Annotated in this window: 16 protein-coding genes; 11 read left to right on the top strand and 5 right to left on the bottom strand. The window is 66.9% G+C overall.

Features of this window, described 5'->3' with window-relative positions; all coding sequences use genetic code 11:
• Positions 1-173: 173 nt before the first annotated feature.
• Positions 174-689 (bottom strand): MarR family winged helix-turn-helix transcriptional regulator, encoded by a 516-nt coding sequence (locus A6I89_RS24140; protein WP_013414525.1) that lies wholly within the window; start codon positions 687-689, stop codon positions 174-176.
• Between the two features lie 76 nt (positions 690-765).
• Here A6I89_RS24140 and A6I89_RS24135 point away from each other — a divergent pair, with 76 nt between their 5' ends.
• Positions 766-2,184 carry an FUSC family protein gene (locus tag A6I89_RS24135; RefSeq protein ID WP_013414526.1) on the top strand — a complete coding sequence of 473 codons (1,419 nt, stop codon included), beginning with the start codon at positions 766-768 and terminating at the stop codon, positions 2,182-2,184.
• Between the two features lies 1 nt (position 2,185).
• On the opposite strand, the gene A6I89_RS24130 is transcribed toward A6I89_RS24135, so the two are convergent.
• Complete coding sequence (locus A6I89_RS24130) at positions 2,186-4,033, bottom strand: galactan 5-O-arabinofuranosyltransferase (RefSeq protein WP_022593392.1); 1,848 nt, start codon at positions 4,031-4,033, stop codon at positions 2,186-2,188.
• 132 nt (positions 4,034-4,165) lie between these two features.
• Between A6I89_RS24130 and A6I89_RS24125 the strand changes: the two genes are divergently transcribed.
• Positions 4,166-5,044, top strand: a complete 879-nt coding sequence (locus A6I89_RS24125) for an alpha/beta fold hydrolase (protein ID WP_013414528.1) — start codon at positions 4,166-4,168, stop codon at positions 5,042-5,044.
• Between the two features lie 69 nt (positions 5,045-5,113).
• Here the strand turns inward: A6I89_RS24125 and A6I89_RS24120 are convergent, their stop codons facing one another.
• The gene (locus A6I89_RS24120) at positions 5,114-5,740 is read right to left on the bottom strand and encodes a TetR/AcrR family transcriptional regulator (protein ID WP_044990294.1); all 627 of its coding nucleotides are present in this window, start codon (positions 5,738-5,740) and stop codon (positions 5,114-5,116) included.
• Between the two features lie 96 nt (positions 5,741-5,836).
• Between A6I89_RS24120 and A6I89_RS24115 the strand changes: the two genes are divergently transcribed.
• From A6I89_RS24115 to A6I89_RS24075, 9 genes are all read left to right on the top strand, one after another.
• Entirely contained in the window at positions 5,837-6,628 is a 792-nt protein-coding gene (locus tag A6I89_RS24115) for a 3'(2'),5'-bisphosphate nucleotidase CysQ (protein WP_022593395.1), read from the top strand.
• Positions 6,625-7,530 carry a sulfate adenylyltransferase subunit CysD gene (cysD, locus tag A6I89_RS24110; protein ID WP_005516287.1) on the top strand — a complete coding sequence of 302 codons (906 nt, stop codon included), beginning with the start codon at positions 6,625-6,627 and terminating at the stop codon, positions 7,528-7,530. Before A6I89_RS24115 ends, cysD begins: the two co-directional genes overlap by 4 nt.
• Complete coding sequence (cysN, locus tag A6I89_RS24105; protein ID WP_005516286.1) at positions 7,530-9,431, top strand: sulfate adenylyltransferase subunit CysN; 1,902 nt, start codon at positions 7,530-7,532, stop codon at positions 9,429-9,431. The genes cysD and cysN overlap by 1 nt, the downstream gene beginning before the upstream one ends.
• A 41-nt stretch (positions 9,432-9,472) precedes the next feature.
• Positions 9,473-9,832 (top strand): nuclear transport factor 2 family protein, encoded by a 360-nt coding sequence (locus A6I89_RS24100; RefSeq protein ID WP_013414532.1) that lies wholly within the window; start codon positions 9,473-9,475, stop codon positions 9,830-9,832.
• The gene (locus A6I89_RS24095; RefSeq protein ID WP_044990290.1) at positions 9,829-10,641 is read left to right on the top strand and encodes an SDR family oxidoreductase; all 813 of its coding nucleotides are present in this window, start codon (positions 9,829-9,831) and stop codon (positions 10,639-10,641) included. Before A6I89_RS24100 ends, A6I89_RS24095 begins: the two co-directional genes overlap by 4 nt.
• Before the next feature lie 23 nt (positions 10,642-10,664).
• A complete protein-coding gene (locus A6I89_RS24090) occupies positions 10,665-11,807 on the top strand; it encodes a sulfotransferase family protein (RefSeq protein ID WP_022593399.1) in 1,143 nt (380 codons plus the stop codon).
• Between the two features lie 24 nt (positions 11,808-11,831).
• On the top strand, positions 11,832-12,893 hold the full coding sequence (locus A6I89_RS24085; RefSeq protein ID WP_005516281.1) for a DUF1214 domain-containing protein: 1,062 nt from the start codon (positions 11,832-11,834) through the stop codon (positions 12,891-12,893).
• An 89-nt stretch (positions 12,894-12,982) separates the two neighbouring features.
• Positions 12,983-14,593 (top strand): ABC transporter substrate-binding protein, encoded by a 1,611-nt coding sequence (locus A6I89_RS24080; RefSeq protein WP_060934569.1) that lies wholly within the window; start codon positions 12,983-12,985, stop codon positions 14,591-14,593.
• 146 nt (positions 14,594-14,739) lie between these two features.
• Entirely contained in the window at positions 14,740-15,024 is a 285-nt protein-coding gene (locus tag A6I89_RS24075) for a hypothetical protein (RefSeq protein ID WP_022593410.1), read from the top strand.
• A 64-nt stretch (positions 15,025-15,088) separates the two neighbouring features.
• On the opposite strand, the gene A6I89_RS24070 is transcribed toward A6I89_RS24075, so the two are convergent.
• Together A6I89_RS24070 and A6I89_RS24065 are read right to left on the bottom strand one after the other, a co-directional pair.
• Positions 15,089-15,850 carry a decaprenylphospho-beta-D-erythro-pentofuranosid-2-ulose 2-reductase gene (locus A6I89_RS24070; protein WP_005516276.1) on the bottom strand — a complete coding sequence of 254 codons (762 nt, stop codon included), beginning with the start codon at positions 15,848-15,850 and terminating at the stop codon, positions 15,089-15,091.
• Entirely contained in the window at positions 15,847-17,271 is a 1,425-nt protein-coding gene (locus A6I89_RS24065; protein WP_022593412.1) for a decaprenylphosphoryl-beta-D-ribose oxidase, read from the bottom strand. The genes A6I89_RS24070 and A6I89_RS24065 overlap by 4 nt, the downstream gene beginning before the upstream one ends.
• Positions 17,272-17,474: the final 203 nt, after the last annotated feature.

The following is a 17,474-nucleotide window of genomic DNA, read 5'->3' as shown; positions in this document are numbered from 1 at the left end:
AGCGCCGATGGTACTGCACTCGACAGGGTGTGGGAGAGTAGGACACCGCCGAACACCCGTTAACCGGAAGGCCCCCACCAGCATTGGTGGGGGCCTTCCGGCATTTCAGCACCTCTTTCACCGACCATTCTTTTACCGCCGCCGGCCCCGGACGAGGCGGGCGAGTCGAATGCCTACGGGCGCTCGGCGTCGTCGGAATTTCGGGCGATCCGGCGCAGGAGGCCGGCCAAGAGCGCACGCTCGTCGTCGTCGAGTCCTTGCAGCAGTTGCCGATCCCGCTCGACCCGGCGCGGAAATTCCTCGTCGACCATTGCGCGGCCGGCGTCGGTCACCCTGAGCAGGACGACGCGACCGTCGCGCTCGAAACGCTCCCGTGCCACGAGCCCCAGCTTCACCAGCCGATCGGCATGCTTGGTGGTGGCAGCACCGCTCACCATCGTCACCGCGGTCACCTCGCTGGCACGGAGCGGGCGCTCGCTGCGGGCAAGTGCGCAGAGCACCTCGAACTCGGCGCGCGACACTCCGCTGGGGCCCAAGGCGCGGTCGAGTCGGTGCAGAGCCTGTGAGCTGATCCGAGTGATCCGTCCGAGCACCTCGATCGGAGACGTGTCGACGTCCGGGTAGGTCGATGCCCACTCCAGACGGACTTTGTCGATGAAATCAGGCTCGGCGCTGACGGTCGGATCCACTTCCCCATCCTAGCCGCGAGCACTGTTCACTTCATTAGTATTTTACTGGTGAACTAGTGCGCGTACACTGGTTGAAGTGACGGCGCTCGAGACCCCCGACCCCACCCGGTTCGACCACGCCCGCGGAGCCTTGGCGCACGCGGTCGCACCGAGCACCTGGCGCCGGGCGTTCGACCTGCGGGCGGCCGACGCGACGATCGCGCCGGCGCTGCGGGTCGGTTTCGCCACGGCGATCGTGTTCGTCGTGGCCGGCCTCCTCGGTTATCGGGAGTTGGCCGGATTCGCGGCGTTGGGTGCGTTGGCGTCGGCGTTCGGCCGATACGAGCCGTACCCGCGTCTGGCGGGGAAGTTGTCCCTCGTCGGTCTGGCGCTCGTTGCCTTCGTCGCGTTCGGTGGTCTCCTGGGCGCGGCAGCGCTGCCCACCGTCGTGCTGATCGGCGTTCTGTCGGTGGCGGCGGGCCTTGCATCGGCCTTCATGAACACCTTCCAGCTGATCGGGCCCGGCCCGGTGATCCTGATCTTCGCGGCAACCGGGGCGGCCGGCTACTCGACGGCGTCGGGCGATGTCCTGTCGGTGACGACGGCCGCCGCCGTGGGCGTCGCGGTCGGCTGGGTAGCGGCGATGCTGCCGGGCCTGCTTCTGCCGTTGGGTCCGGCTCGGCTGGCGGCCGCGCGGGCGCTGGTGGCCGTCGGGTCACTCGAACATACGGGCGCCGAGCAGGTTTCGGCGGCGCGAGCGGCCGTGGGGCGCGCCCGGGATATCCTGGCCGCCAGCGGACACTCGCGCGCGCGGCGCGGGCACGGCCACGATCTCGCGCTGCTGCTCGACGCCGCCGCAGATGCGATCGACACCTGGGTGGCCGAGGGTGACCCGACCCGGATTCGTGAGATCGCCCGGCACGAACGTGAACTCCGCAAGGTGAAGAGGTCCGGACGTCTCGGCGGCGTCGGTGACCGCCCGACACCTCGCACCGAACTGCCGGCCCCGGCCCGAATGCTGCACGTGGCACGGGTGAACGTTCGGTCCGCCGCGCTTCGGCACACCGCCTATCGGGTTGCTGCGGCCTCTGCCGCCGCGGGTTGGTTCGCGTGGGCGTGCGGGCTCGCACATCCGCTGTGGGCGTCGATGGGCGCGATCGCGGCTCTGCAGGGCCTCAACTTCACGCAGACCGTACAGCGGGGTATTCAGCGACTGGTGGGCAACATCGGTGGTGCCGTCATCGCGGCCGGGCTCATCGCCCTGTCCCTGGGATTCTGGCAGGCGGTCGTCGCTGTCATCGTCCTGCAGACCGCCGCCGAGCTCATGGTGCTGGTCAACTACGCGCTCACGTCGCTCGTGGTGACACCGATGGCTCTGGTGCTCACCGGGTTCACGTCGCCGATCACCCCCGAGGCCGGTATGACCCGAATCCTGGACACACTCATCGGCGTCGTGGTCGGTGTGCTCGTGGCGGCGGTGACGGTCAGCCGGGCCGACCGTCACCACCTGGTCTGACTCAGCCGACGCGCGTCACGATCGCGAACGGTCCTACCTCGTCGACGGTGAAGCGCGGGTCGTCGAACAGCGATTTCGGGAAGGAGACGCTGTAGCGGCGGACGTTCGGATCGTTCGGGTAGACGTCCTCGGCCAGGCGCAGGGTGTAGCCGTCGGCGCTCTTGCGGAAGACGAACACGTCCGGTGCGCGCCAGGGCAATTCGTCGAGCGCAGCGACGAGCTCGTCCGGCGTCTCGAACTCCGTCCAGCTCTCGATCGCCTCCGAGCGCTCGCGGAACTGCGCCAAAGGATTCGCGTAGTGCGACGTCAGCGCCTGGAATCCGTAGTACGGGTAGAAGCTGAGGAAGCTGGTGTCCGACGTGAGCACCACCGTGTCGTGGCGCTCGCCGGGGCGCCGCTCGAGGATCGTCCGGTCGATGTCGCCGTAGTAGGAGGCCGCGCCGGGCGGGCGCTGGTCGCCGCGGGCACCGTCGCCGTCCGTGTCGGTGTACGCGACGGTGATGTCGTTCGACAGCACCTGGGGGATGTTCTGCGCGAAGGCGATCAGACCCACGAGTCCGATCACGACGACGGACGCCTTCACTCGCGGATTATCGCTCGTCGCCAGGACGAGCCAGCGCGCGAAGTCGAAGAAGCCGAACACGCCGGCCGCCCCGAGCAGCAGGATGAGCACCGGTTCGAGGCGGAAGGACAGCAACGTGCCACCCACCGCGGTGAACGCCATCGACATCAGCGACCACAGGTAGATCGCCACCACGCCGATGCCGAGCGCTTGGGCTCGACGTGACGAGGTCACCCGGAACACCAGCCAGATCGTGCCGAGCAGACACAGCGCCCCGGAGAGCGAGAGCTGGAGCATCGGAAGCGGCAGGCGCGCACCGGCGTCGGGGAGGTAGTGCGTGGCGGTGCCGCTACCGGCGGGCACACCGTGCAGCGCCTCGAGCAGATAGGGCAGCCAGACGGTAAGCGCGATCGCGATCGCGATCGCGGCGATGACGGCCAACCGAACCAAGGGGGCGACTGCTCCGCGCCACGAGCCTTGCGCCCGGACGGCGAGACCCGCCGCGACCAGGGCCATGAGCGTGATGGCGAATGCCGAGAGTCCGAGGTACAGCGTGTAGAACGCGGCGGCGACACCGAGGAAGATGCCGGTGCCGACAACGGCGCCCCATCCTCCGCGGCCGGTCCGATCCGGACGGTGCAGTCCGCCCCACGCCAGCACGAGGACCGGTGGAATCAGGACGGCGATCACGGCGCCGTACGGCTCGGACGAGGCGTACGCGACTGTCAGCGCGGCGGTTGCCAGCGCGACCACGATCGCGCGGTCGGTGCGAATCAGCTTGGTCCACAACACCAGCGCGACGACGGCGGCTACGGCGATCGAACCGATCGCGTACGGCTTGAAGGTCTCCCAGCCGTCCATGCCGAGCAGGTTCGCGACACGTCCGCCGATCCAGAACCACCCGGCCGGGTAGTACGGCGGTAGATCCGCGTACGTCATGTCGTGCAGCGCTGCGGAATCGGTGAGGCGCGTGAGGTATTCGGTGCGGAACTCCTGGTCGACCGAAACGCCGTGCAGGTACAGCTTCGTGGCGCTCAGCGGCATGCCGAGCGTCACCGTCACGAAGCCGGACAGCCCGGCCCACGACAGTAGGGTCGCCGCGCGGGTCCACCGTCGGGCGCGGAAGAGGGCGACACACAGCGCGAGAACGGCGATCGTGACGACCTGCCCCACCGTCGTGACGGCCTGTGTGACGTTCGACGACGGAAACGCCGGCCACGACACCCGACCGAAGGCGAACAGTCCCACCGCGGCGACGATCGCGGCCACGAAGGCCCCGAGGATCATCTCGACAGCGGTTCCACCGGCCAGTCGGGCAGGGGCGACTCGCGACGTTGCGAGGGGGGCTGCACCTGATTGCGACACGGCCCGAGCTTACTTGGGCGCGGGTCCGGGACCGGGGTTCAGTAGGTTCGAGGAATGAGTGACGAGCACGCGCAGACTCCGCAGTGGTTCCGGGAGGCGCTGGCTGCGCCGGTCGAGACCGGCGAGGTGGACGTCGACGGCGCTGCCATCCGATTCCGCGCGTGGGGCGCAGCGGGGCAGCCGGGTCTCGTGCTCGTGCACGGCGGGGCGGCGCATTCGCGGTGGTGGGACCATATCGGCCCGCAGCTCGCGGGCGATCGCCGCGTCGTCGCACTGGACCTCAGTGGGCACGGTGACAGCGACACCCGTGAGCACTACTCGCTCGACCAGTGGGCGCACGAGGTGGCGGCGGTGGCATCGGCGTCGGGCATCGAGGGCCGTCCGGTCGTGGTGGGCCACAGTATGGGCGGCATCGTGTCGTTCGTCGCGGCGGACCTCCACGGCGACCGGCTCGCCGGCGTGCAGATCGTCGACTCCCCGATCCGGCAGCGCACCCCCGAGGAGGATGCCGCGCGCCGCAAGGCCGCGTTCGGACCCAAGAAGGTGTACCCGACGCGGGAGGAGGCGCTCGCCCGCTTCCGATTCGTGCCGCCGCAGGAGGCGGCGGTGCCGTGCGTTCGCGAGCACGTGGCGGAGACGTCGCTCATGGCCGTCGAGGGCGGCTGGTCGTGGAAGTTCGACCCCGCCATGTTCACCCGCTCCGGCGGTGACACGCTGGCCGTCGCCGTGCCGCGCTGCCCGATTGCGTACTTCCGTGCCCAGCACGGCATCGTCTCCGACGAGTTGATGGAGCAGATGCGGGAGCGGTTCGGTCCGTCGGCGATCGTCGCCGAGATCCCCGACGCGGGCCATCACACGATGATCGACCAGCCTCTCGCCCTGATCACCGGCATCCGCACGGTCCTCGCCGCCTGGGCCGCCGCCTCCTCCTGACCGCGTTTCGCGCACTTGTCGTCAGAATCCGGCCCTCCGGAGCGCATCAAGTGCGCAAAACGCGGGGGGTCAGGGGGAGGGGTCGGTGCGGGTGATCGCCCGCGTGAGCGCCGCTGCCGAGAACTGCGCGAACTCGTCGGAGTCGAGGTAGGACGCCCAGTTGTTGACGATGCTGGCGGCGACGCCCTGCATGCCGGACAGCAGGAAGGGCAGCACCGCGGCCTCGTCGCGTAGGACGCGCCCCTCCTTCGCTGCCGCGTCGGTGACGGCCTCGAGTACCGCCTCGTCATAGCGATTACCCGAATCATGCACTGCGCGAAGTGATTCGCGCTCCGCGTCCGCGGGCCGCTCGGCGTCGCGCCAGATCTGGGACATGCGACCGAGGCGACCCCACCGACGGGCGGACTCGTCGATGATGGCGGCGATCAGCGCGGCCACGCCGCGGTCGCGGGGCAGCGCTGCGACGGCCCGCGTCGACTCGACGATGTTCTCGTCGAGCAGCGCCATGAAGATGTCCTGCTTGTCGGCGAAGTACTGGTAGATGAGTCCGGTGCTCGTGCCGGAGCGCTGTGCGACCGACCGGATCGTCAGTGCCGAGTACCCGCCCTCGTCCAGCAATGCCGCGGCAGCGTCGAGCGTCCGGCGTCGCCGGGCCTCCGCATCGCCGTAGATCGACCCTCCGCTCGCTTCACCCACCGCAACACCGTAGCGGGGCGGATCGCCGACCACCAAGAATGAACAATGTTCGTTTTGGGATTGAACATGGTTCATTCTGTGGTTACAGTCACTCCCATGACCACTCGTGCCGTGACCCCGACCACATCCGATTCTGCTTCCGCGTCGGGAGCAGACTCGCTCGCCGCGGTCGAAATCGCCACGGAGGCCGGGAAACTGCTGCTCGATCTGCGTGAGGGTCTGGCGACTCCGGGGGTCGACGCCGCAGAGATCCGGGCGGCGGGCGACCGACGGAGCCACGAGCTCATCACCGGACTCCTGCGGGACCGGTTCCCGCAGGACGCGGTGCTCTCCGAGGAGGGCGCCGACGACCTGGCCCGCCTCGACGCCGAGCGCGTGTGGATCGTCGACCCGCTCGACGGCACCCGCGAATTCGGGGAGGCCGACCGCGCCGACTGGGCGGTGCACGTCGCCCTCGTCGACCGCGGCGCCCTCACCGTCGGAGCCGTCGCGATGCCCGCGGCCGGCGTCACGTACTCGACGATGGACGGGCCGGTCGACCTGCCGCCGCTGCGCGTCGTACCTCGCGTCGTCGTCAGTCGGACCCGACGGCCGGCGCCCGTCATGGAGTTGGCCGCTGCGCTCGACGCCGAACTGGTCGAGATGGGCTCGGCCGGCGCCAAGGCGATGGCGGTGGTCCGCGGCGACGTGGACGTCTACGCGCACGCCGGAGGCCAGTACGAGTGGGATTCGGCGGCGCCCGTCGCCGTCGCGCGTGCTGCCGAACTTCATGTTTCACGTATCGACGGGTCCGAACTCGTCTACAACCAGGAGAACCCCTGGTTGCCCGATCTACTGATCTGCCGCCCCGAGTGGGCGGACAAAGCACTGGAGGTACTTGCACGATGACCCGTGCGCTGACCCACCTCGAGAGACTCGAGGCCGAGAGCATCCACATCATGCGCGAGGCCGTCGCGGGGAGTGAGAACCCCGTGATGCTGTACTCGGTCGGCAAGGACAGCGCGGTGATGCTGCACCTTGCCCGCAAGGCGTTCTACCCGTCCCGGCTGCCGTTCCCCTTGCTGCACGTGGACACCACGTGGAAGTTCAAGGAGATGTACAAGCTGCGCGACGAGTCCGCAGCCGCAGGTGATTTCGATCTCCTCGTTCACCAGAACCCCGAGTGTGTGGAGAAGGGCATCAATCCCTTCACACACGGCTCGTCGACCCACACCGACATGTGGAAGACCGAGGGCCTCAAGCAGGCACTCGACCACTACAAGTTCGACGCCGCGTTCGGCGGCGCGCGCCGCGACGAGGAGAAGTCCCGCGCCAAGGAGCGCGTCTTCTCGGTGCGCTCGGCGGAACACCGCTGGGATCCCAAGCGCCAGCGTCCCGAACTGTGGCGGATGTACAACGTCCGGCGTTCTCCCGGTGAGACGCTGCGGGTGTTCCCGTTGTCGAACTGGACCGAGCTCGACGTCTGGGAGTACATCCGGCAGGAGGACATCCCGATCGTGCCGCTCTACTTCGCCGCGAAGCGGCCGGTCGTGGAGCGGGACGGCACCCTCATCATGGTCGACGACGATCGAATGCCGTTGCGGCCCGGTGAGGTTCCGGAGATGCGGAGCGTGCGGTTCCGGACCCTGGGCTGCTACCCGCTGACCGGCGCCGTCGAGTCGACGGCCGCGACCCTCACCGACGTCATCCAGGAGATGCTGCTCACCACCACGTCCGAGCGGCAGGGGCGCGTGATCGACCACGACAGCAGTGCCTCGATGGAGAAGAAGAAGCAGGAGGGGTACTTCTGATGGCCCACGCATCCAATCTGATCGCCGACGACATCGAGCAGTACCTCGAACGGCACGCGAACAAGTCCATGCTGCGCTTCATCACGTGCGGCAGCGTCGACGACGGCAAGTCCACCCTGATCGGGCGTCTGCTGTACGAGTCCAAGTTGGTGTTCGAGGATCAGCTCAGCGCACTCGAGAACGATTCGAAGAAGGTCGGTACCCAGGGTGAGGGTCTCGACTTCGCGCTCCTGGTGGACGGGCTCGCGGCAGAGCGCGAGCAGGGCATCACCATCGATGTCGCCTACCGCTACTTCACCACCGAGCGGCGGAAGTTCGTCGTTGCCGACACTCCGGGGCACGAGCAGTACACACGCAACATGGTCACCGGCGCCTCGACGGCTGACCTCGCCGTGATCCTGGTCGACGCCCGCAAGGGTGTGCTCACACAGACCCGCCGACACTCGTACCTGGTGTCGCTCCTGGGGATTCGGCACGTGGTCCTGGCCGTGAACAAGCTCGATCTCGTCGACTACTCGCAAGAGGTGTTCGAGCGCATCGCCGGCGAGTACGCGGACTTCGCGGCCGAGATCGGGCTCGAAAACGTGGTACCGATCCCGATGTCGGCGTACGTCGGCGACAACCTCACCGAACACAGCCCGAACACCCAGTGGTACACCGGGCCGACGCTGATCGATCACCTCGAGACCGTCGAGATCGAGGACGCGGTGCAGACCGCACCGTTCCGGATGCCCGTGCAGTGGGTGAACCGGCCGGACCTCGATTTCCGTGGCTTCTCGGGGCAGATCGTGAGCGGCATCGTGCGCCCCGGGGACCGGGTGCGCGCGCTGCCGAGCGGGCGGGAATCGACCGTGGCGCGGATCGTCACGATGGACGGCGATCTGGACGAGGCCGTGGCCGGCCGGTCGGTCACCATCACCCTCGCCGACGAGATCGACATCAGCCGCGGCGACGTCCTCGCCGGTGTCGACGCGCTGCCGTGCGTCGCCGACCAGTTCGAGGCGCAACTGGTGTGGATGGGTGAGCACGAGATGCTGCCCGAGCGGCCCTACCTGTGCCAGATCGGCACCGTGACCGTGCAGGCGCGAATCACCCGCCCGAAGTACAAGGTCAACGTCAACACTCTCGAACAAACCGCCACCAACACGTTGGCACTCAACGAGATCGGCGTCTGCAACATCAGCTTCGACCGGCCGGTGCCGTTCGATCCCTACGCGGACAACCGCGATACCGGTGGCTTCATCCTCATCGACCGGCTGACGAACACCACCGTCGGGGCCGGAATGATCGCGCACTCGCTGCGCCGTTCGGACAACATCCACTGGCAGGCCGTCGACGTGAACGACGAGGCCCGTTCGCTGCTGAAGGGCCACCGCCCCCAGATCGTCTGGTTCACCGGACTTTCGGGCTCGGGCAAGTCGACCATCGCCAATGAACTGGAACGTCGGCTGTACACCCTCGGGTGCCACACCTACCTGCTCGACGGCGACAACGTGAGGCACGGTCTGGGTCGCGACCTCGGCTTCACCGAGGCGGACCGGGTGGAGAACATCCGCCGGGTCACCGAGGTGGCCCGGTTGATGGCCGATGCCGGCCTGATCGTCCTCGCGTCGTTCATCTCGCCGTTCCGTGCCGAACGCGATGCTGCCCGCGAACTGATCGGGACCGATCGATTCTGCGAAGTGTTCGTCGACACGCCCATCGAGGTGGCCGAGGAGCGCGATCCCAAGGGGCTCTACCGGAAGGCGCGACGTGGGGAGCTCGCCAACTTCACCGGCGTCGATTCGCCCTACGAGACGCCCACCTCACCGGACGTCCGGATCGACACCACCGAGCTGACCCCGGAACATGCGGCCGACCGCATCGTCGAGGTCCTCCGCGAACGCGGCGTCATCTCCTGATCCGGCCCGATCCTGCCAATCACACCCGAGGAGCGTTCCCTGTGCCTACCCGAGACGAAATATGTTCGGTGATCGATTCGTACGTCAAGCATCTCGGCAATCACGATGTCGACGAACTGGTGGCGTTGTTCGCGACCGACGCGGTCCAGCATGAGCCGCTGGGTGTCCGGACCTACCGCGGCATCGACGAGATCCGCGAGTTCGACACCGCGAACGCAAAGGTGGCGTTCACGGTGAGCCGTCACTCGCCGATCGTCGTCTCCGGCCGGTATGCCGCGATGCAGTTGCGCGTGCAGCGAGAGGGCATGCCCGACTTCCTTGCCAGCGATCTCTTCGAGTTCGACGACACCGGCAAGATCGTCTCGCTCAGCGTTGTTCTGGATCCGGAGGCGCAGGTATGACGTTGGGATTGCAAGCACCACAGCAGATGCCGGCGCTGCTCGACGGGAAGGTCGTGGTCGTCTCCGGTGTCGGGACGGGGCTCGGGCGCTCGGTGGCGGTCCGCGGCGCGCTGGCCGGCGCCCGGATCGTCCTCGCCGCACGGACCGAGTCGCGGCTGACCGAGGTCGCCGAAGAGATCCGAGAACTGGGCGGTATCGCGCTGTCCGTGCCGACCGATCTCACCGACGATGCATCGGTGACGAACCTCGTCGACGCAGCACTCGCGGAGTTCGGGGCGGTCGACGCGGTGGTGCACAACGCGTTCGTGCAGCCACCCCACGAGCGACTACTCGACGCCGACTTCGATACGGTGCGTCAGGGTCTGGACATCAACCTGCTGGCAGCGCTCAACCTGACCCGGAAACTGGTGCCCGCGCTGGAGAAGTCGCAGGGGTCGGTCGTGATGATCAACTCGATGGTGCTTCGGAACCAGTTGCCGAACTTCGGGGCCTACCGGGTGCAGAAATCCGGGCTGCTGGCTCTCGCTCGCAGTCTCTCGGTGGAGATGGGTCCGATGGGTATTCGGGTGAATTCTGTTGCACCCGGTTATATCTGGGCGGAACGGGTCCAGCGGATGGTGGAGAAGCAGGCCGACCAGCGCGGCGTCGAGCCGGCCGAGGTCTACGCCGAGATCGCGGCCGACACCGATCTGCGTCGGCTGCCCGAACCCGACGACATCGCGAATGCGGTGCTGTTCCTCGCTTCCGACCTCGCTCGCGCGATCACAGGGCAGTGCCTGGACGTCAACTGCGGCCATGCCCACCACTGATCCACTCTCACAAGGATGTAGGAATGACTCAGGATTACGACGGAATCGGTTCCATCGAGGACCTGCACGCGCAGGCGTCTGAAGAAACCGGTCTGGACGATTTCGGTGGCGACGAGCACCTCGAGGGTTTGCGGGTTCTGTTGGACTCGTTCGCGAACGAGGCCGACCTCACCCCGCAAGGGCGAGTGGTCGCCCGGAAGATGATCGTGTCGGCGCTCAGAGGCAGGCTGATCAGCGAGGCTGCGTTCGCGCGCAACCCCGGGCATATCGATGTTGCGATCGAGCGGCCGATCTTCATGTGCGGACTGACCCGTACGGGCACCACCGCGCTCCATCGCCTTCTCAGCGCAGACCCTGCCAATCAGGGTGTCGAGATGTGGCTGGCCGAGGCTCCGCAACCGCGTCCCGCCCGCGAGACCTGGTCCGAGAACCCCGATTTCCTCCGCTGCGACGCCTTCTACCGGGCCCGTCAGGCGAACGAGGCCGACCTGATGAAGGTGCACTTCATGGGCGCCGAGGAGGTCGAGGAATGCTGGCGACTGCTCCAGCAGACGATGCTGTCGACCTCGTTCGACACCATCGCGTACGTGCCGTCGTACACGGAATGGCTGGCGAAGCAGGACTGGACCGACACCTATGCCCGGTACAAGAAGAACCTGCAGCTCATCGGTATGAACGATCGTGATCGCCGCTGGGTGCTCAAGAGCCCGAGCCACGTCTTCGCGATCGACGACATCCTGAAGGTCTTCCCGGACGCGCTGTTCGTTCGCACCTTCCGTGACCCGCACACCTCGATGGCGTCGACCTTCAGCCTCGCCGAGCAGGGCGGGCACGGTATGTCGAAGGCCTTCGACCGCAAGACCATCGGACGGACCCAGCTGGATCTGTGGGCGCGCGGGAACGCGAACTTCCAGGAGGCCCGGGCTCGCCACAACCCCGAGCAGTTCATCGACATCGACTACCGGGACTTCGTGGCCGACCCGATCGGGACGGCCGAGAAGGTCTACACCCAGTTCGCGATGCCGTTCTCCGACGAGGCGCGCCGGGCGATCGCGGATGCCCACGAGGCCAGCCTCGCCGACCACCGGCGTCCGTCGCACAAGTACTCGCTCGAAGACTTCGGAATCACCGCTGCTGAGGTCGACGCCAAGTTCGCCACCGCCTGACCCCCTCCTGGATAGGAATCCACAATGAACGCCACCTGGGAAAAGTTCTGCACCGACCTGCTCGACGTGGGCAAGATCTTGTCGGACCCGATCGTGCCGCAGGATCCGCTGACGCAGGCCGAGGGCGCCCGCTACCTGTCGCGCCTGCTGCGCTACTCGACGATCAACTGCGTCGAGTACACCGATCCGCGCTGGCCCCAGTTCACGTCGGCGCCGAACCCGAACATGATGACGAAGATCGGCGCCGACAACCCGGACAACATCTATATGCGCGCCAACATCTCCGGCAAGTACACGTACCGGATCACCGGCACGCGCGGGACCATCCCGCTGATCACGTTCGGTTCCCGCGTCAACCGGTACCACATCGACGGCACCATGCTGCAGACCGGTGACCTCCACATCCACGACCTCGAAATCGACCAGCACGGCCGGTTCGAGTTCATTGCCAGCGTGGACAAGCCGGCCGAAGGGGCATGGCTGCCGCTTTCCGTGGACAGCAACCTGATTTCCGTGCGGCAGACCTACGCGGACCGCCGCAACGAGGTGCCCGGTGAGCTGTCGATCGAGTGCCTGAACCCGGACGGTGACTTCGTTCCACTGACCGAGGAAGAACTCGGAGAACGTTTCGACCGTGCGATCGGCATGCTGAAGGGGTCGGCAGCGACGTTCCTCGAATGGTCGCGTGAGTTTATGCCGCAAGCCAACGAGATCTTCGACCGGGGCCAAGAGCAGTTCCAGAAGGCCGGCGGTGACCCGACGATCTTCTACTTCCACGGCTACTGGAAGCTCGCCGAGGACGAGGCGTGGGTGATCGAGACCGAGGTCCCGAACTGCGAGTACTACAACTTCGTGCTGCAGAATTTCTGGGTGGAATCGCTCGACTACCACCGCTCGAACATCTACATCAACAACCACACCGCCAAGCTCAACGACGACGGGACCCTCACGATCGTCGTCGCGGCCAAGGACCCCGGTTACGGCAACTGGATCAGCACCGACGGCCACACCGAGGGCACGTGGGCAATGCGCTGGATCAAGGCCGACTCGCACCCGATCCCGACCGCCAAGGTCGTGAAGATCTGAGTCACAGCGCTTTCCGTACGGTCCGTCCGCGCCGCTCGTCGCGGACGGACCGTGCTCGTGAGTCGACCGATCCGACAACGGAGGACAACGTGCACAACCAGGCCTTCCGGCCCGCTCGACTGTTGGTGGGCGGCCTCACTGCGGTCGCCGTCCTGCTCGCGGGATGCGCGTCCGGGAACTCGGATGCCACCGCTGCGTCCACGTCCCCACGGCAGGCCGGTTTCGTGGGCGAGCAGCCAGACGACGCCGAACCCGCCGCCGGTGGCTCGCTCACCTTCGGGTCGTACTCGCTGCCGACCGTTCTCGACCCGGCACGGACCCAGGCCGCCGCCTCGACCGGCGGAACCGAGATGGCGGCAATCTACGACACCCTCCTCCGGCACGACTTCGACAGCCGAACATTCGTTCCACAGCTGGCGGAGACGTTCGAGGGCAGTGACGACCTCACGACCTACACCGTGACGTTGCGTCCCGGCACCCGTTTCAGCGACGGGAGCGTCCTCGATGCCGACGCCGTGAAGTGGAGTATCGAGCGCTTCGTGACGGCGAAAGGCGATGCATCCCAGACGTGGACGAACGTCGTCGACACTGTCGACACGCCGGACGAGTTGACCGTCGTGTTCCGGCTGAAGCGGCCCTGGAGTGATTTCCCCGCACTCCTCAGCCTGGGGCCGGGAATGATCGTCGGAGCCGGATCCGACACGGGCGGCACGTTCACCCCGGTCGGCGCAGGACCGTTCACGGTCACGAAGTTCGCGCCCCGCGAGGAGCTGCTGCTCTCCGCGCGTGCCGACTACGTGGGTGGGAAACCACTCTTGAACACATTGCGTTTCGTTCCGACGGCGGGCGCGCAGGCCCAGTACGAGTCAATGCGCAGCGGCCAGTTCGACATGACGTTCATCCTCCGCGACGAACGGGTCATCGATCAGGCACTGGCCGACGGGTACACCGGATTCCTCAGTCCGACCGGCCAGAACGGAATCGGCGTGATCAACAGCCGTCCGGGACGGCCGGGCGCGGATGTCCGGGTGCGTCAGGCCATCGCCTACGGTGTCGATCCCGAGGCGATCAATCAGCGCGCCAACGCAGGATTGGGCACCGCCAGTTCGGAACTCGTTCCCGAAGGTTCGCGGTGGTACAGCGGCGCCGAAGGACTCCGGTTCGACCCGGAACGGGCCCGAGAGCTGCTCGACGAGGCGAAGGCCGACGGCTTCGACGGGCGCATCTCGTATCTGACGACCCAGGATCCCGGCCAGCAGGCGACGGCGCTCACGGTCCAGGCGATGCTCCAGTCGATCGGGTTCGACGTCGCCGTCGACTATGCGACCGACACCACCGATCTGGTTCGAAAGGTCTACCGGGACCACGATTTCGATCTGACCCGGGGCGGCGCACCCATCGGGGAGGAAGCGCCGTTCCTGAACCTCTACGGCAGCATGGGAAGCGACTCCCGCAACAATGCAACGGGATTCGCCGATCCCGAGATGGACCGCCTGCTGCTCGCGGTGCAGACGGCTCCCACCGACGACGCCAAGCGGGATGCGATAGGTGACGTCCAGCGCTACGCGAACGAGACCGTGCCCTACGTGCTCTGGGGGCCGGCGGCCGTCCTGACCGCGTGGGAGCCGACGGTGCACGGCGTCAAGCGCACCGTCACCGACATCATGCTGTTCGACGACGCCTGGAAGTCCGGGCCCTGACCCGTGCAGGTTGCGCGGGACGAGCGGTAGTGGGTGAGGAGTCGAGGGTGAGCGATTCGGACCCCTCGGGTGCCTGGTGGCGGTCCCGGGCGGACGCCACTGTTGTAGGTGTCCACCCGGACCCCGACACAGAAGGACCCTCTCAGATGATCTCTCGCACCGTAAAGACGCTCGCCGCTTCGCTTCTCGTCGCCGGCGGTGTGGTCGGCGCCCAAGCCGCAGTTGCCCACGCCGAGATTCGTACCGCCCCCGACGGCACCCAGACGACCGTGTGCGTCTACGACGGCAAGGACTACAGCGTCGGCAGTAAGGTCTACCACCCGGACGGCACCTACCAGACCTGCAAGAGCGACGGCACGTGGCAGCGCGTCAAGTCCAACACCGGCAACGACATGCGGGCCGTCCCCGCCCAGCCCCGCTCGGCGATGTAGTCCAGAGCGAAACGATCAGGCCCACCGCAGTGCACTGTGGTGGGCCTGATCGCGAATGCTGTTCCTAGACGGGCAGCTTGCGGAAGATCGCGCGGGGGATGTGCCGCAGCACGACCATCACGAACCGGAACGGGCCCGGTGCCCAGACGATCTCCTTGCCCTTGTCGGACGCGGCGACCGCGAGCGCGGCGACGTCCTCCTTGTTCACCGTCAGCGGCGCTTCCTTGACGTGCGCGCTGAACTTGGTGCGCACCATGCCCGGTCGCACGACCGTGACTTTGGGTCCGAACGGGGCGAGTGCCTCGCCAAGTCCGAGGTAGAAGCCGTCGAGACCCGCCTTGGTGGAGCCGTAGACGAAGTTGGCGCGCTTGACACGCTCGCCGGCCACCGACGACATCGCGATGATGCGGCCGAAGCCCTGTGCCTTCATCTTCTCGCCGACGAGGACGCCCACCGAGACGGACGCGGTGTAGTTGACGTTCGCGATCAGCACGGCCTTGCGCTGGTTCTGCCACAACTCCTCGGCGTCACCGTCGAGAGCGAACGCGACGATCGCGACGTCGACGTCGCCCTTGGACCACGCCTCGTCGATGACCTTGGGGTGGCTGTCGGTGTCGAGCGCGTCGAAGTCGATGACGTCGACCTCGGTGGCGCCCGCAGCCTTCATCTGGGCCACGGCCGCCTCGCGGCCCGGATCGTTCGGCAGCGCAGCGAGAATCACGCGCAGCGGCGACTTCTTCAGGTACTCCTCGCAGATCGCGAGCCCGATCTCGGACGTGCCACCGAGGAGCAGCAGGGTCTGGGGATTGCCGACGGCGTTGATCACTGCAGTTCCAACCTTCTGGACATGTCGGAGGCGAAGACGCCTGTGGGGTCGACGGATCGGCGAACCTTGATCCATTCGTTGATGCGCGGGTACATCGCGTGGAACGTCTCGGCCGTGGTCCGCGAATCCTTCGCGGTGTACAGGCGGCCGCCGAATTCGAGCACCCGCTTGTCGAGTTCGGTGACGAACTCGTTCAGGCCCGGCTTGATCCGGAAATCGACGCAGATGTTCCAACCGGCCATCGGGAAGCTCAGCGGCGCCTTGTTGCCCTCGCCGAACAGCTTGAACACGTTGAGGAACGAGTAGTGCCCAGACGACTGGATGTCGCGGATGATCTGCTTGAACTCGCCGACGGCCTCCGGCGGCACCACGAACTGGTACTGCAGGAAACCGTTGGAGCCGTACGCGCGGTTCCACTCACCGAACATGTCGAGCGGGTGGTAGAACTGCGTCAGATTCTGGACCTTGCCGCGGTAGTTGCCGGCCTTGCGGAACCACACCTCGCCGATCGCCGAGAAGTTGAACTTGTTGGCCAGACCGTTCGGGAAGATGTCCGGGAACGTCAGCAGCGTCGGCGCGTCGAACTTGAGCGGGTTCTTCTGCAGTTTCGTCGGTAGCTGGTCCAACTTCGCGAGGCTGCCGCGGGAAATCGCGGCGCGGCCCAGCTTGGGCTCGGGCGCGATGGCGTCGAACCACGCGCTCGAGTAGTCGTAGTTGTTCTCGCTGCCGTCGCTGTGCAGGGCGATGGTCTCGTCGAGCGTGTGGGTGACGTCGCCGTCGGCGATGAAGTACGCCGTCTCGGTCGGCGTCATCTCGATGGTCGCCTTGAGGATGATGCCCGTCAGACCCATGCCGCCGACCGTGGCCCAGAACAGCTTCGCGTTCCGGCCGGCCGGGGTGAGGGTGCGGATCTGGCCGTCCGCGGTGAGCAGATCCATCGAGCGCACGTGATTGCCGAAGCTGCCGGCGCTGTGATGGTTCTTGCCGTGGATGTCGGACGCGATCGCGCCGCCGATGGTGACCTGACGGGTGCCCGGCAGCACCGGAACCCACAGGCCGAACGGCAGCGCGGCACGCATCAGCTGATCCAGGTTCACACCGGCGTCCACCGTCACCAGACGGGTGTTGGAGTCGATGTTGTGGATGCGCTTCAGCGCGTTCATGTCGACGACGAGCCCGCCCGCGTTCTGCGCCGGGTCACCGTACGAGCGGCCCATGCCGCGCGCGATGACGCCGCGTCGCAGATGCGACGGCTTCGACTCGTTCTGCTCCGCCACCTGCGCGACCGCCTTGGCGATCAGCTCGACGTCGGGCGTGGACAACACCTGTGCGGTGGTGGGCGCGGTGCGTCCCCATCCGGTGAGGGTGCGGGTCTGCGTGGGGAGCGGCTCGTGAACCGTCTCTTCTGCTGTCTCGGACATCGGGTACGAGGTTACCTGGCGGTAGTGGACGACCCTCGGAAAGCGTGCGCCGTTCCACATCTTCTTTACCCGCGTTTTGCGCACTTATCGCGGGAATTCCGGGGTCCGGGAGTGCGATAAGTGCGCAAAACGCGGGAGTGGGGGACGAGATCAGGCGGGGACGATGAGTCCGGTGGTCTGGGTGCGTGCCTTGGTGAAGCGGT

Source organism: Prescottella equi (genome assembly GCF_002094305.1).
Lineage (GTDB): Bacteria > Actinomycetota > Actinomycetes > Mycobacteriales > Mycobacteriaceae > Prescottella > Prescottella equi.
This window is presented reverse-complemented; position numbering and strand designations above follow the sequence as displayed.